Below are 14,287 nucleotides of genomic sequence, written 5' to 3' on the forward strand. Positions count from 1 at the left end.
AATGGACGTTCTTAAACGACTAGTCAAACAAGAACGTCCCCAACGACTACATCCAACAGCCAGGGTAGCCCCGATGTTCTGGCAATGTCAGCGAGCGGTCACCAGAGCGAACAAATTGGCATGAAAAGAGGGCGGCATAGACCTTCTGGTCATGCCGCCCTCTTTGAATGACAAGTTGTCGCTCTGGTGACCGCGCAGCGTCGGCCCGTTACGGCGTTTGGTAAAACGCCGTAACTCCTACGGGCGCTGGCCCATGCCACCCTCGAGGGTGACGGTCTCGCCGTTCATATACTTAAAGTCGGGACCGCAGAGCTGAACGACAACGCGGCCGATTTCCTTCTCGACGTCGCCGTAGTGACCCGCCGGCGGCATGTGGACGTTGGCCTTGAACGCCTCGGGATAGGCATCTTGGAAGTTCTCGAGCGCGGCGGTCCAAGCAAGCGGGCAAACGATATTGACGTTGATGCCGTCCTTGCCCCACTCGTTGGCGGCAACGCGAGTCAGACCACGGATGCCCTCCTTGGCGGCGGCATAGCTGCACTGACCATAGTTGCCAAACAGGCCGGCGCCCGAGGCAAAGTTGACCACGGAGCCCTTGGTTTCCTTCAGGTGCGGATAGGCCTTCTGCATGTACAGATAGGTAGCATACAGACCGGAATAAATGGCCAGGTTAAACTGATCCATGGTGTGGTCGGCGATGGTCACACCCGAAGCGCTGGCCTGAGCATTGTTGACGACGGCGTCGATGCGGCCGAACTCCTCAATGGCCTTGTCGATGACGTTCTGGACGACGGCCTCGTTGTCCTGACCAGCCGAGACATCGGCCTGAACAGGCAGAACCTTGACACCGTACTCGGCCTCGAGAGACTCCTTGGCGGCCTCGAGCTTGGCGACGTTGCGGCCAGTGATGACAAGGTTCGCGCCCTCCTTGGCAAATGCGATATCGATGCCGTAGCCGATGGAGCCAGCGGAGCCGTCCTTAAGCGTGGCCTTGCCGCCGCCGGTAACGATCACGGTCTTACCAGTGAAAAGTCCCATATAAAGTCCTTTCAAATCGCGACGGGCCTGCCCGTCGACTGCGCGCATCCAACTTCACGCGCCAAAAGCTGAAATGCAACTTTAGCGGGTTCAAGTGAAAAATAAAGCCCATGGCAGGCGAACGGCGCAACGTCTTTCGGCGAAGGGAATGTCAAGTACAAACTGGATAAAGTGGCCGAGTTTTTGCTATCGACGCGAGCCATCGAACACGTTTTGAAACTTTGCTGCAGTGCGCGGGATGTCGGCGCGAGACTTTATCATAGGGTGACAAACAACGATGAGGAGCACATGCCTATGACAGACGAGCTGGACCCCCAGACTCAACAGCATATTGATGATTCCGCAGACGTCACTGCAGATGCCGACGCTGTGACCTGCGATGATATTGACCTCGACGACCCCATCTTGGACGAAAGCGCTACGGCGGAAACCCCCGGCGCCGAAGATGCCGGCGAGCAAAACGACGATGCGCCCGCTCAGGACGACGACCCCGTACAGGATGCCGCTCCGCAAGCTGCGGGCCCTATCGAGGTTTCTTCGGAAGAAGAGCTCGACGCCGTCATGGACTCCATGATGGATGCCGTCAAAGCGATGAAAGACGCCGTGGCCGACGCTGACGTTGACGCCGAGGAAGAGGAGGCCGCCGAGGCAGCCTCGACCTTCGTACCCGGCGAGACTCCGGTTGCCGACCAGGGCAGCGCCATGCCCTCGTTTCTGCAGCTCGAGCATCCCACGATTGGCGCCGATGCGGTCGACCCGCACGCAGCAGGCTTTTCTGTGGTCGAGGGCGGCACCGGCAATATCGCCGCGCCGCAGGCTACCGATGCGGACGCTGCCGACACCGCTCGCCCGACCGCCCCGCACTCCCCCGCCGCGAGCCGCGATCTGGGGACCGCCGTTTCGAACACCGCGAACGCCGTGGGCACCTTTATCGCCCAGGGCGCCTCGGCCATGCGCGAGATGAACGCCGCGAAAAAGGCACTTGCCGATGCCCGTGCCCACCTGGCCGAACTTGAGCAGCGCATTGCCGACCAGACCGAGGAACTCGAGACGCGCCAGGATATCGCAGGCCGCTACGACCAGATCGTCGCCGACCAGCGCCAGGCGATTGCCACAGCCCAAAAGACTGCAGCGGCCGCCGAGATTGACCGTGATGCCCACGCCTCCAAAGCGACAGAGCTCAAGGGTCAGCTCGAACAAATGAAGACAGAGGATGACGCGACTGAGCTCCGCCTGAAGGCCGCGCTCGACGCCGTGGAGGCCCGCGAGGCGAGCTCACGCGAGACCGGCAACCGCCTCGTTCGACGTCTTGAGGATTCCAAGCGCATCCGCGACAAGGTGAAGGCAGAGCGAGACGCCGGCATTGCCGCCGCACAACAAACCGTCGACGCCACGCGCGCCCAGCTCGAGACGCTGCGTCATGAGTATGCCGAGCTGCAACGCAATCCCTCGGCAAATCCCGCCAACTATACGGTGCGCACCAGCGAGCTCTCGATGCAGATTTCCGACACGGCAGATGCCCTGCGTAAAGCCGAAGAAGATGTCCCGCGCATCACCGCCGACCTTGAGCACTCGCTTGCCGCAGCCGAGCAGGCCGTCGAGCAGGCTCAAGCCCCTATCGCCGACGCAAAACGCGCGCACCAAGCCGTGACGACCGAAGCCGATGCCGCGCGCGACGAGCTGCAGACGGCGAAGACCGCCGCCGCGACTCGTCAGCGCGAACTGCGCGAGAAGATCGCTGCCGAGGACAAGGCACGCCGCGACCAGGAGCAGACCATCGCCAACGCCCAAACAGATGCCGCACATGCGCAGTCGATCATCGAACAGGCGACCGAGGTGCACGACCACCCAGAGATCACTGAGTCGCTTGCAGGATCCTTGGCCCGAGACAAAGCCGAACACACCGAGACCGAGCGAGAAGTCGCCCAGCTCGAGGCCACCGAGGACGCGGTGCGCGAGCGTACCCGCGACTCACGCATCAAATTCACCGGCGCCATCGTCTGCATCGTCGCCGCAATCCTGGTGATCATCCTAGTCTGGCTGTTCGCGAGCAAGTAGTCGTTGGGGACGTTCTTAAACGACTAGTCAAACAAGAACGTCCCCAACGACTAGCCCAATGACGAGAGTGGATAATCTCCCACTTTGAGCCCCCAAGCAGGCCAAAAACGGGAGATTATCCACTCTCATTCTGCAGGCACTCATTTAAGCACGTCCCCAATGAGTACCTGCCGATGCTTTGGCAAAGTCAGCGAAAACACCCCTAAGCGAGCAAGGTGACGTGAAAGAGGAGGGCATTGACCTTCTGGTCATGCCCGACGATTGAACGTCAGATTGCCGCTCTGGCGGGTTTGCAGCGTCGGCCGGTTACGTCGTTTGTAAAACGCCGTAACCTACAAAATGAGCATTGCGTCGCCGAAGCTGAAGAAGCGGTAGCGCTCCTCGATGGCGGCGGCATAGGCATCCATGATCTGGTCGCGGGTGGCAAGCGCGCTTACGAGCATCATGAGCGTGGAGCGCGGCACGTGGAAGTTCGTGATCAGCGCGTCGACCACGTGATAGGTCGAGCCGGGCATGAGGTAGAGCTGCGTCGTGGCGTTCTCGCGCACCACGATGTCACCGCGGCCGAGCGTGTCAGCGCCGTCCTCGCGGCCTTCAAAATAGCGCGCTGTCACGGCCGGATTGGACACCGGAGCATCGGCGTCAAAGGCGCTCTCGAGCGAGCGTACTGCGGTGGTGCCGACGGCGATCACGCGGTGCCCCTCGGCCTTCGCCTTATGCACGGCGTCGACAACCTCCTGTGACACGTGGTAGCGCTCGGTGTGCATGACGTGCTGCGTGGGGTCGTCCTCCTCCACCAGACGGAAGGTATCAATACCCACCTCGAGCTCGACGGCGGCAAACTTCGCGCCCTTGGCCTCGATAGCGGCCATGAGCTCGGGGGTAAAGTGCAGACCCGCCGTAGGAGCGGCAGCCGAGTGCTCCTCCTTCATGGCGTAGACGGTCTGGTACTTCTCGGGATCGCCCTCGTAATCGGTAATGTAGGGCGGCAGCGGCACGTGGCCGGCGGCGTGAATGGCCTCGTCGAGCGTGCGCGGCTCGCCGGCGGCATTGCAACCGGCTGGCTCGAAGCGCACCAGACGGCCGCCGCGGCTATCGGTGACAAAGTCGACGACCTCGGCCGTCAGCACCACGGGAGCCCCTTCGGGCGCATGGGCGCCACCGGCGCGATACTCAATCTGAGCACCGGGCTTCAGACGCTTGCCCGGCTTGACCAGGCACTCCCAAACATGGCCGAGCGGATCCACGTCCTCGCGGCGCTTGAGCAGCAGCGTCTCGACCACGCCGCCCGAGCCCGTCTTGCGACCGATCAGACGGGCCGGCATCACACGCGTCTGGTTGATGACGAGCACGTCGCCCGGTTCGATATAGTCGATGATGTCACGGAAGATGCGGTGTTCAACGGTACCGCCGTGCTCCAGCGGCGTTCCCGCCTGGGAGCCCTTGCGATCAACCACTAGCAGGCGGCAGGAGTCGCGAGGCTCGGCAGGAGCCTGGGCAATCAGTTCCTCAGGAAGGTTGTAGTCAAAATCATCGGTACGCATCTTTGCCTCTTTCACAAAGCGCGTCAGTCGAAAAAATCGACTGACGCGCGCATCATTCTCCCCTGTATCCTATCAGCTTGTTGAGAGAAATATAGTATGGCAAACAGATTTGCGACTGTTTTCTCAACGCCCCGCTACTTAAGCGTTGCGCACATCACCGCCTTAATCGTATGCATGCGATTCTCCGCTTCTTGGAAAACACGAGACTTATCGGACTCAAAAACCTCGTCCGTGACTTCCATTTCGGTGACTCCAAACTTCTCAGCAATTTCGGCACCAACAGTAGTATTAGTATCGTGAAAGCTCGGAAGGCAGTGGAGGAAAATTGCCTCGGGCTTTGCCATAGACATCACCTCAGCGGTCACACGATACGGCGACATGAGCTTAATGCGGCTTTCCCACAGCTCTGCGGGCTGACCCATGCCAACCCAAACATCCGTGTAAATTACATCGGCATCACGAGCGCCTTCCTCAATATCCTCTGTAATGGTAATCGTCGATCCATGCTCGGCCGCAATACGACTACATTCTGCAAGGAGTTCAGGATCATAGGATGTAGCCCCCTCCGAATTTCCCCCGATTGGGCCGCAAGAACAGTAGTTAATGCCGAGCTTAGCGCAAATGACCATGAGCGAATCGGCGACGTTTCCGGCCGCCTTACCAAAAAATGTAAGTTTCCTGCCCTTAATCTCTCCAAACTCTTCACGCATGGTCAGAATATCGGCAAGCACTTGAGTCGGGTGGAATTCAGTAGTCAGCCCATTCCAAACGGGAACCCCAGCTTTTGCAGCAAGCTCCTCAACCTTCGCCTGTTCAAAGCCGCGGTATTCAATTCCGTCATACATGCGGCCAAGGACGCGAGCCGTGTCCTCAATCGACTCCTTTTTGCCCATCTGGGACGAGCCCGGATCCAAATAAGTTACACCCATGCCAAGGTCAAGTGCACCAACTTCGAAGGCGCAGCGAGTACGCGTGGAAGTCTTCTCAAATAGCAAAACAATATTCTTGCCTTCAAGGTATTTATGCGGAACACCGGCACGCTTCATGCTTTTGAAGTTGGCAGAAAGCTCAAGCAGATACTCAATCTCTTCCGTCGTGTAATCAAGCAGCTTCAGAAAACTGCGACCAGCGATATTAACACCCATATTCGCCATCTCCTATCACAGTGGATTTGCAACTAAATATCTTCGCGCCAGAAGGGCATGCTCATGCAGCGCGGGCCGCCACGACCGCGGGACAGTTCCTCGGAGGGAACGACCAAAAGTTCCAAACCGTTCTTGTAGAGCTCATCATTTGTGACAACATTGCGCTCGTAAACACAGACTTTACCAGGAGCAACGGCAAGAGTGTTCGACCCGTCGTTCCACTGCTCGCGAGACGCCTCAACCATATCGCCGGCACCGCACTCAATAAGCTGCACCTTCTCCACGCCAGTAGCCATTTCAAGAATATGCTCAAGCGTGTCATCAATCTCTTGAACAGCGACCATTCCCTCAGAGTCACCACGAGTCAGACGATAAACACGAAGGGTCTCAAAAATACCGGGATAAACTGTAAACTTATCGAAATCCACCATGGTGCAAACGGTGTCAAGATGCATGTAAGCATAGCCGTTGGGGATTTTAATAGCGTAAACGGTATCGATCTCAGAATTCCCAGATCCCCAGAACAAATTCTTTGCAAGCTCCTCAATCGCAGCCGCCTCAGTTCGCTGGCTAATTCCAATAGCCAAGGTATGAGCGTTAATGTTAAGCACATCACCGCCCTCGATATGCCAGGGATTCTTATGGTCGTACCAAATCGGAGTCCCTGCATAATCGGGATGGTATTTGAAAATCGCTTCATAGAAGGGCACTTCACGATCTCGCTGTTTCCAATACATATGGTGAAGCAGAACGCCTTTGCCCACAGAAGCAAGAGGATCGCGAGAGAAATATGAACTCGGAAGAGGCTTCAACACCAAATCATCGGGCTTCGCATCCTCATTATCCATCATGCTAAGCGTAGTCGAGACGCGAGGCAGCTCAAGGTCACGATAACGATACCCCCCCATAGCCTCAAGTACAAACTGATACGAATCTGAAATAGCGTCGAGCTTTTCACGAACAGCCTGCTCAAGCATAGGATTGACAATTCCGCTCTCAGCCATAAATGTATCGGTAAACTCAGCGCGAGCCGAGGGGCATGCATCCAGCGCTTCAGCAACGAGTTTCTCCATATAGAGAACTTCAACACCTTCGCTCCTCAGAAGATCCGCAAAGGCATCATGCTCCTTTTGAGCCACATCAAGATAGAAACAGTCGTGAATCCAGACATCCTCGAACTCTTCTGCCTTTACGTTCACAAGGTCACGACCGGGGCGGTGAAGCACAACTTTCTTGAGCTTACCAATCTCGCTGTGTACATTCAGTCCTTTAGGCATTCCTGTTACTCCATTTCAGCCATGAAACCTACAGGGCAATAAGTCCCGAGATTGCTACGAATACGATATTGATGAGCGACACGACCAAGAAGAATTTCCAAACGGTCTTCCACCACTGGCCAAGCTTGATCTTGCACACGCCCAAACCCGCTACAAGAATGGCGCTAGTAGGACAGATCAAAGACATCGTCGCGCTACCCATGGAGAGAGCCCACACGGCAGCCTCGGGATTAAGGCCCATGAGTTCGGTCAAAGGTCCAAAAATGGGAGCGGTCAGTGCTGCAAGGCCAGATGAGCTGGGAACCAGGATCGCCAGGAGGTTCTCAACCGCATAAAGAAGCGTAGTAAAGAGAACCGCCGGGATGCCGCCCAGACCAGTGGCGAGCGCATTGAGGATGGTATCGATGATCATGCCGTCAGAGGCAATGACAAGGATGCCACGCGCAAGTCCAACGACAATTGCCGAGAAAGCAAAGTCAGCGATACCCGCAACAAATTCCTGAGCGATGACGTCCTGACTAAAGCCCGCAATAACACCAGCCAACAAGCCCATGGCCAAAAAGACCGCAGAAATCTCGTTCATATACCAGCCCTGGGTCACAAGTCCCCAGATGATAAGGCACATTCCAGCGATAAATACCGCAAGCACGCCTTTTTGACGACCCGTAAATTCCGCATCAAGGGCAGATTCATCGGCAGCGAACTCGACTTTCTTGGCGATATCATCCTCAAATGTGATCGATGACTCAGGATTCTTCTTTACCCTTCGTGCATAGAGGACAACCCAAGTAATTGCAACGGCGGTCAAAACAACCCAGGCAATCATACGCAGCCACAGCTGGGGGTTGCCCTGAATACCAAGAATACCTTGCGCAATGAGAACATTAAACGGATTAATCGTTGAGGCGATGTAACCCGTGCGCGCTCCAACGAACACGACCATGAACGCCGTCATCGAGTCGAAGCCCATAGCCATCATAATTGGCATGAAGATCGCAAAGAACGGGAGAGTTTCTTCCGCCATGCCAAAGCTCGTTCCGCCCAATGCAAAGAGAACCATCGCAATAGGAATAATTAGAATGTCTTTGTTCTTAAAGCGGCGAACGACACGACCCATTCCGCTCGTGATAGCGCCCGTTTTAGTAATAACCTGAAACGAACCGCCCACAATCAAGATGAATGCAACGACCTCAATTGCCTCTTGTATACCGCGCGTTGGAGCCTGAAGAACATCGAAGACACCTTGTCTGAGATCTACTTCATCCCCGGTTTCCTCGTCAATATATGTCTTTTCACTCTGCTCATACGTACCTGCGACAGTGACTTCACGACCGTTCACCTCCTGACGCTGATAGGACCCAGAGGGAACAATCCACGTGAGAACAGCGAAGATGACCATAAGTGCAAAGATGATCGCATATACATGCGGGACCTTGAACTGCTTGATGCCTTTCGAACTTTCCGCTGCCATATCTCCTCCTTCATTCCTTTTCCCATCTATCCAGCTGGCACCATAAATGTATGAGGTTGCTCAGCGGTGGTCGGGCAACCATCGCTATCGTGTCGCTTTTCACCTATGAACGGCAGCTAAAGTGACGTTATTAATCAATCTGATATTTTAAATTGATGTTATTTGTCAATTACATACGTCTTTTAACTTTTCCGCAACACAACAAGGAACCTGCCTTAGCCTTATATAAAAACCAGCAGGACAGGAGACAGGCATGCAAGGCATACACATAACAAATGAAATCGGTCATTTAAAAGCCGTACTTGTCCATCGACCAGGAGCTGAAACACAAAACTACCCTGATGCCGACTTCAGCCAAGTTTTCTCCCTGCGAAAATGGAGCGGTCGTTTTGACCTCGACAAAGCAATGTATGAGCACGATTCCATGGTTCAATTGCTTGAGAAGCATGGCGTAGAAACCATTGAAATTAGGGACCTTCTCGAAGACTCACTTGAAACTGAGCCCCAATCACTTAAATATTTTATTGATGACTACCTCCGTTGCAGCGGGGCAACAGGCAGAGAGTTCCTCGAGGCAATAACCCAGCTGTTTGAGAACGCTAAGAACACCCAGGAATTGGTGAATATAGTACTTAACGGCATTCGCTTTGGAGACACTGAGCTATGTTCAAACCAGTCGGAAACACTACGGGCGCTCGTGCACGAGCAATTTGATCCCGCCTCGCTCTTGGTCAATCCCCTCAACACGCTTTTTTTCACTCGTGATCCTGCTGTGGTAGTCGGAGACGGCATCATCCTAAATCATATGTATTGGCCTGAGCGTGATCGTGAGGTCGCCTTATACCGGCAGATATTCACCCACCACAAGATCATGGGAGAAACTCCAATATGTGATTTGAACAGGAGTAGCTACCATATAGAAGGCGGAGACATTATTGTTATCAGTGCTAAGACAATATTAGTTGGAATCTCTGACCGAACTGAACCCGCCGCCGTCGAGTCACTTGCCAAAGAGCTCCTGACCTCAAATAAATTCCAGACCACCGAGCTAATTGCGATTCGAGTCCCCTCTGACGGGCTGCGTATCCACCTCGATACGTTCATAAGTAGAATTGATCACGACGCGTTCCTCATCGATCGTGAGATATGCAATGCCGTTGATGCATACAGCATTCAACTAAAACGATCCGGAAGGGGCCTTACGATCACTCCTATCGATCGCACGATTCCGGAAATACTCTCTGCAGCCTGTTGCGAACCAATAAAAGTGATTGACTGCGGAGGCGGGAATCAAACCGCCTACGAAAGAGAACGCCGGAACAACGCAACGTCTATCCTTGCGCTCTCGCCAGGAAAACTATGCGTATATGAAGAAAACGTTTGGACCAACGAAGCGCTTGAGAAAGCAGGAATGGAATTATTCCCGCTATCCATTGACGAGCTCACCAAAGGCTATGGTGGCACAAACTGTCTATGCCTCCCTCTGTGGCGAGAGGATCTATAGCCATGGGCTTCGGGGCAAATATTCGTAAACTCCGCACCATGGAGCATCTTGGTCAGGCGCAACTTGCAGAGATGTTGGGGGTATCTAAAGAGACCGTTTGTCGTTGGGAAAAAAGTCGGTATGCCCCCCGTGAGCGCTATATTGAAAAGTTACAAGCGCTCTTCGGTTGCACCCGCGATGAACTTGTTGGCGAGGAAAACGGTTTGGCTGTAAAGCTCGCAAATAAAAGAATCGTCACCGACGAAGACCCTGCTATCCACGAAATGGAGGGCACATTTCCCGTCATCGATATCGAATCGCAAAAGCGCCGCATCACGCACGGCCAACAAAATGCTTGCGCGCCTGTAGACGTAGCCAAACGTCACCCACATAGCGTTTTCGTTAAAATCAAAGGCGACGAAATGTCCCGCATTTACCCTCCCGGCAGCTTACTACTTGTCGATACCACCGCAAAGCCTTGGAACGGCTGTGCTGTATTGGCGCTCGCAGACGGTAAAACACCGGTAATTAGGCGATTTGCAGAAGGAAACGACATGATTGTGCTGTCGTCCCATTCATATGCAACAGCAAGTCCGGATCTGATGTTTAACAAACGGAGGATTAGAATCATAGGAGTCGTCGTTTGGTATCAAGCGAGCCACGATCACACGCTTAATTAAATCGACTTTCCCAAAAACGACCGTACCGCACAGACAGCTCAAAGTCCCAGCCCAAATGAACTACTTTTTGGCGGCTTTGCGCTCGTCGCGGATGCGGGCGCGATCCATGGCCGCCTCGACCGCCGAGAAACGGCAGCCGCAGTAATTCTGCCGATACATGCCCAGCTCACGCGAACGGCGCGTAGCCTCGGGATAATACGGGCGAAAATCGCGAATCACCGGGGTGAGACCGCGGGCGGCAGCCAGACGCTCCAAAACATCATTGCAGGTATCGAACAGCTGATACGGCGAGACGGCGAGCGTCGTGCCCACAAACTCAAACCCGCGCTCCTGGGCCACGCGGCACGCCTCGGCCAAGCGCAGGGCATAGCACGAGCGACAGCGACGGGGCCGATCGGCACCCAGCGGGGCCACGCCGGCCTCCCAGCGCTCGCGGTCCTCCCCCGCCTCGATGAGCTCGATGTCGCCATCGGCACACCACCGGCGCAGCTCGTCCAGACGCCGCCGCCATTCATCGCGCGGTTGAATATTGGGATTGGTCCAGCAAATCGTGGGCTCAAACCCCTCCTCGCGCAGCAGGCGAACCGGCTCAAGCGAGCATGGTGCACAGCACGCATGCAGCAACAACGACTTCATCGACATCCCCGTCCCAGAAAACTCACCCCGACATCATGGCAGCTAAAATAGCCCCGTCCCAAAAAGACTACTTTGCGAAAAAGCGCACGCCAAAGGACGTATCCTCGCAGGCGACGATACGGCGGTCGCGCAGAATGGTCCGCACGTAATACCAATCACCCACACAGCCCGACAAGTGCAGACCAGCCGCCAGGTAGCACAGCAGCGGATAGTCCGAGAACGCAAACCCCAGGGCAAATGCTGTCGTCACAACAACCGTCGGCGCCAGGCAAACCGCCATGTACCGCCGGCACGAATACACAACGCCCTCGGCGCAGGCATAGATCATCGCCGTCTCGCGATTCGCCCCAAAGGTCACCTGCGCGCCCGCAGGCGCCAGCAGCTTAAAAAACACCGCATGCACCAGCTCGTGCACGGCAAACGATGCCATTGAGACCGCAGCCAAGCCGACTATCCAGCCCACGACAGCCATCCAGCCGCCCGCCTCAGCCGCGTCCAAGTCCGCAGGCCCGCCCAACAGCATAAACACCGGCACCAGGCACACGGCAAACACCGCGATCACGGCCATCCCCCACACGAAGCAAGCGTGTAGAAAATCCTCGTCCTCAAACGCATGTATGTTGGAAATCTCATTCATAGCATCTTAGGATAGCGCCCCTGCCACGCACCCGCCCGCATGTGCGATAATGTCGAACGATATGCACGAATTGACCACCGCGCCGCCGAACCCCGTGCCCGGCCGCGCTCTTACCTATATGCGAAGGAGTCCCATGGCATCCAAATACTCCATGAACGACCGTCCCAGCTGGCCGCGCCGCGCCATCGTTACCGCCGGCGAGCCCTACGGCAACAAGGGTCTGCACTTTGGCCACGTCGGCGGCGTCTTTGTCCCGGCCGACTTCTTCGCCCGCTTCCTGCGCGACCGCCTGGGCCGCGAAAACGTCATCTTCACCTCGGGCACCGACTGCTACGGTTCGCCCATCATGGAGAGCTACCGCAAGCTCAAGGAGAACGAGGGCTACGGCAAGTCCATCGGCGAGTATGTCGAGTCCAATCACTCCCGCCAGGCCGCGACCCTCAACAACTACAACATCAGCTGCGACATCTACGGCGGCTCGGGCCTTGAGCCGGCGGCCCAGATCCACAACGAGGTGACTGCCGAGATTATCGAGCGCCTGCACGAGCAGGGCACCATCTCCAAGCGCTCCACGCTGCAGTTCTACGATGCCAAGGCCGGCACGTTCCTCAACGGCCGCCAGGTCATCGGCCGCTGCCCCATCCAGGGCTGCAAGTCCGAGAAGGCTTATGCCGACGAGTGCGATCTGGGCCACCAGTTTGAGCCCGAGGAGCTCATCGCGCCCAAGAGCCAGCTCACCGGCGAGGTGCCCGAGCTGCGCCCGGTCGACAATCTCTACTTTGACCTGCCGGCCTACCTCGACTTTATGAAGACCTATACCGCCAAGCTCGCCCAGAACCCGCAGGTTCGCTCCGTGGTCTCCAAGACCATGGAGGAGTGGCTGCTGCCGGCTCAGCTCTACATCCAGAATAAGTTCCGCGAGGCCTTCGACGCCGTCGAGGACCAGCTTCCCGAGCACACCGTGCTGGAGCCCGAGGGCAACAAGAGCAGCTTTACCGTCACCTTCCCCAGCTGGAAGGAGCGCGACGACGCCCACGCGGTGCTCGCCAACGGCGGCGTGCGCTTCCGCAGCGGCAAGGCGCTCGTGCCCTTCCGCATCACCGGCAACATCGACTGGGGCGTTTCGGTGCCCGAGGTCGACGGCGTGACCGACGTCACCTGCTGGTGCTGGCCCGAGAGCCTGTGGGCGCCCATCAGCTATACGCGTACCGTGCTCGCACGCGATGCCAAGGCCGCCGGCGTGACCGAGGGCGTCGCCGCCCAGGATGCCGCCCTCATGGGCGAGCCCGCCGCCGACTCCACGCAGGTGCCCGCACCCACCTACCGGCACAGCTCGCTCGACTGGCGCGACTGGTGGTGCTCTGACGACGCTCAGATTTACCAGTTCATCGGTCAGGACAACATCTATTTCTACTGCATCGCGCAGACCGCCATGTGGGAGGCCCTGGGCTGGGACCTCACGCAGAGCACCGTCAGCGCCTGCTACCACCTGCTCTACATGGGCAAAAAGGCCAGCTCGTCCTCGCAGACGCCTCCCCCGCCGGCAGACGACCTGCTCAACCACTACACCTGCGAGCAGATGCGTGCGCACTGGCTGTCGCTCGGCCTGTCCGAGAAGCCGGTAAGCTTTAGCCCCAAGGCATACGACACGCGTGTGACCGGCAAGGACAAGGACGGCAACGAGGTACGCGCCTGCGACGACAAGCGCGTTATCGACCCGGCCCTTAAGGAGAGCGCGCTGCTGACCGGCGTGTTCAACCGTCTGGCCCGCAGCTGCTTCTACGGCGTCGCCGTCAAGGAAGGCGACGAGAGCCCCTACCGCAACGGCTGCATCCCCGCCGGTGCCGCTTCTGACACCGTGGTCGAAGCCGCCCAGCAGGCAGCCCTCGCCTTTGAGCAGGCCATGTACAAGTTCGAGACGCACCGCGCGCTTGCCGTGTGCGACGACTACCTGCGCGCCGCCAACAAGCGCTGGAGCGACGCCTCCAAGGCCGCCAACAAGCTCGAGGGCGAGCCGGCCAATGCCGCGATGACGCAGGCCCTTGTCGACGCCTTTACCGAGCTGCGCGTGGCGACCGTCCTGATGCACGGTATTGTGCCGGCCGGCTGCGAGCTCATCTGCGAGTACTTCGACGTCGACCCGGTCGCTTTCTTTAGCTGGGATAACATCTTTGCCTCCACGGACGAGTTCGTGGAGATCCTGGGCGAGAAGCCCGGCGAGCACCGCGTGAAGCCGCTGCCCCCGCGCTTCGACTTCTTTAGCAAGCACGAGAGCCAGTACTAAACACTCGACATGTAATGGAATGGGAAGGAAAGAC

At 57.0% G+C, this 14,287-nt stretch carries 11 protein-coding genes; 4 read left to right on the top strand and 7 right to left on the bottom strand.

Going from position 1 to position 14,287, the window contains the following annotated elements:
• Positions 1 to 237: 237 nt before the first annotated feature.
• Positions 238 to 1,038 carry an SDR family NAD(P)-dependent oxidoreductase gene (locus DWW12_RS08000; protein WP_006235414.1) on the bottom strand — a complete coding sequence of 267 codons (801 nt, stop codon included), beginning with the start codon at positions 1,036 to 1,038 and terminating at the stop codon, positions 238 to 240.
• Between the two features lie 294 nt (positions 1,039 to 1,332).
• Here DWW12_RS08000 and DWW12_RS08005 point away from each other — a divergent pair, with 294 nt between their 5' ends.
• On the top strand, positions 1,333 to 3,096 hold the full coding sequence (locus DWW12_RS08005) for a hypothetical protein (protein WP_117855667.1): 1,764 nt from the start codon (positions 1,333 to 1,335) through the stop codon (positions 3,094 to 3,096).
• A gap of 332 nt (positions 3,097 to 3,428) precedes the next feature.
• Here the strand turns inward: DWW12_RS08005 and queA are convergent, their stop codons facing one another.
• From queA to DWW12_RS08025, 4 genes are all read right to left on the bottom strand, one after another.
• On the bottom strand, positions 3,429 to 4,640 hold the full coding sequence (gene queA, locus DWW12_RS08010) for a tRNA preQ1(34) S-adenosylmethionine ribosyltransferase-isomerase QueA (RefSeq protein WP_117637305.1): 1,212 nt from the start codon (positions 4,638 to 4,640) through the stop codon (positions 3,429 to 3,431).
• A 134-nt stretch (positions 4,641 to 4,774) separates the two neighbouring features.
• Complete coding sequence (argF, locus tag DWW12_RS08015) at positions 4,775 to 5,785, bottom strand: ornithine carbamoyltransferase (protein WP_117637306.1); 1,011 nt, start codon at positions 5,783 to 5,785, stop codon at positions 4,775 to 4,777.
• A gap of 32 nt (positions 5,786 to 5,817) precedes the next feature.
• Positions 5,818 to 7,062 (bottom strand): arginine deiminase, encoded by a 1,245-nt coding sequence (locus tag DWW12_RS08020; RefSeq protein WP_117637307.1) that lies wholly within the window; start codon positions 7,060 to 7,062, stop codon positions 5,818 to 5,820.
• 28 nt (positions 7,063 to 7,090) lie between these two features.
• On the bottom strand, positions 7,091 to 8,533 hold the full coding sequence (locus tag DWW12_RS08025; RefSeq protein WP_035137320.1) for a YfcC family protein: 1,443 nt from the start codon (positions 8,531 to 8,533) through the stop codon (positions 7,091 to 7,093).
• A gap of 253 nt (positions 8,534 to 8,786) precedes the next feature.
• Here DWW12_RS08025 and DWW12_RS08030 point away from each other — a divergent pair, with 253 nt between their 5' ends.
• The gene (locus DWW12_RS08030; protein WP_117637309.1) at positions 8,787 to 10,037 is read left to right on the top strand and encodes an arginine deiminase family protein; all 1,251 of its coding nucleotides are present in this window, start codon (positions 8,787 to 8,789) and stop codon (positions 10,035 to 10,037) included.
• A 2-nt stretch (positions 10,038 to 10,039) separates the two neighbouring features.
• Positions 10,040 to 10,696 (top strand): XRE family transcriptional regulator, encoded by a 657-nt coding sequence (locus tag DWW12_RS08035; RefSeq protein WP_158551273.1) that lies wholly within the window; start codon positions 10,040 to 10,042, stop codon positions 10,694 to 10,696.
• Positions 10,697 to 10,756: 60 nt separating this feature from the next.
• Here the strand turns inward: DWW12_RS08035 and DWW12_RS08040 are convergent, their stop codons facing one another.
• Both DWW12_RS08040 and DWW12_RS08045 read right to left on the bottom strand, forming a co-directional pair.
• A complete protein-coding gene (locus DWW12_RS08040; RefSeq protein WP_089572108.1) occupies positions 10,757 to 11,332 on the bottom strand; it encodes an epoxyqueuosine reductase QueH in 576 nt (191 codons plus the stop codon).
• Between the two features lie 67 nt (positions 11,333 to 11,399).
• Positions 11,400 to 11,969, bottom strand: a complete 570-nt coding sequence (locus DWW12_RS08045; RefSeq protein WP_117855668.1) for a DUF3267 domain-containing protein — start codon at positions 11,967 to 11,969, stop codon at positions 11,400 to 11,402.
• 133 nt (positions 11,970 to 12,102) lie between these two features.
• On the opposite strand from DWW12_RS08045, the gene DWW12_RS08050 reads away from it, so the two are divergent.
• Positions 12,103 to 14,253, top strand: coding sequence for a methionine--tRNA ligase (locus DWW12_RS08050; RefSeq protein WP_117855669.1), 2,151 nt, complete (start codon positions 12,103 to 12,105; stop codon positions 14,251 to 14,253).
• The last annotated feature ends 34 nt before the right edge of the window (positions 14,254 to 14,287 follow it).

Source organism: Collinsella sp. AF14-35 (assembly GCF_003464565.1).
Classification (GTDB): Bacteria; Actinomycetota; Coriobacteriia; order Coriobacteriales; family Coriobacteriaceae; genus Collinsella.

What these genes read in the sequence shown, in the direction of transcription:
- DWW12_RS08000 (WP_006235414.1), bottom strand. Translation starts at nt 1,038, where the DNA reads ATGGGACTTTTCACTGGTAAGACCGTGATCGTTACCGGCGGCGGCAAG.
- DWW12_RS08005 (WP_117855667.1), top strand. Translation starts at nt 1,333, where the DNA reads ATGACAGACGAGCTGGACCCCCAGACTCAACAGCATATTGATGATTCC.
- queA (WP_117637305.1), bottom strand. Translation starts at nt 4,640, where the DNA reads ATGCGTACCGATGATTTTGACTACAACCTTCCTGAGGAACTGATTGCC.
- argF (WP_117637306.1), bottom strand. Translation starts at nt 5,785, where the DNA reads ATGGGTGTTAATATCGCTGGTCGCAGTTTTCTGAAGCTGCTTGATTAC.
- DWW12_RS08020 (WP_117637307.1), bottom strand. Translation starts at nt 7,062, where the DNA reads ATGCCTAAAGGACTGAATGTACACAGCGAGATTGGTAAGCTCAAGAAA.
- DWW12_RS08025 (WP_035137320.1), bottom strand. Translation starts at nt 8,533, where the DNA reads ATGGCAGCGGAAAGTTCGAAAGGCATCAAGCAGTTCAAGGTCCCGCAT.
- DWW12_RS08030 (WP_117637309.1), top strand. Translation starts at nt 8,787, where the DNA reads ATGCAAGGCATACACATAACAAATGAAATCGGTCATTTAAAAGCCGTA.
- DWW12_RS08035 (WP_158551273.1), top strand. Translation starts at nt 10,040, where the DNA reads ATGGGCTTCGGGGCAAATATTCGTAAACTCCGCACCATGGAGCATCTT.
- DWW12_RS08040 (WP_089572108.1), bottom strand. Translation starts at nt 11,332, where the DNA reads ATGAAGTCGTTGTTGCTGCATGCGTGCTGTGCACCATGCTCGCTTGAG.
- DWW12_RS08045 (WP_117855668.1), bottom strand. Translation starts at nt 11,969, where the DNA reads ATGAATGAGATTTCCAACATACATGCGTTTGAGGACGAGGATTTTCTA.
- DWW12_RS08050 (WP_117855669.1), top strand. Translation starts at nt 12,103, where the DNA reads ATGGCATCCAAATACTCCATGAACGACCGTCCCAGCTGGCCGCGCCGC.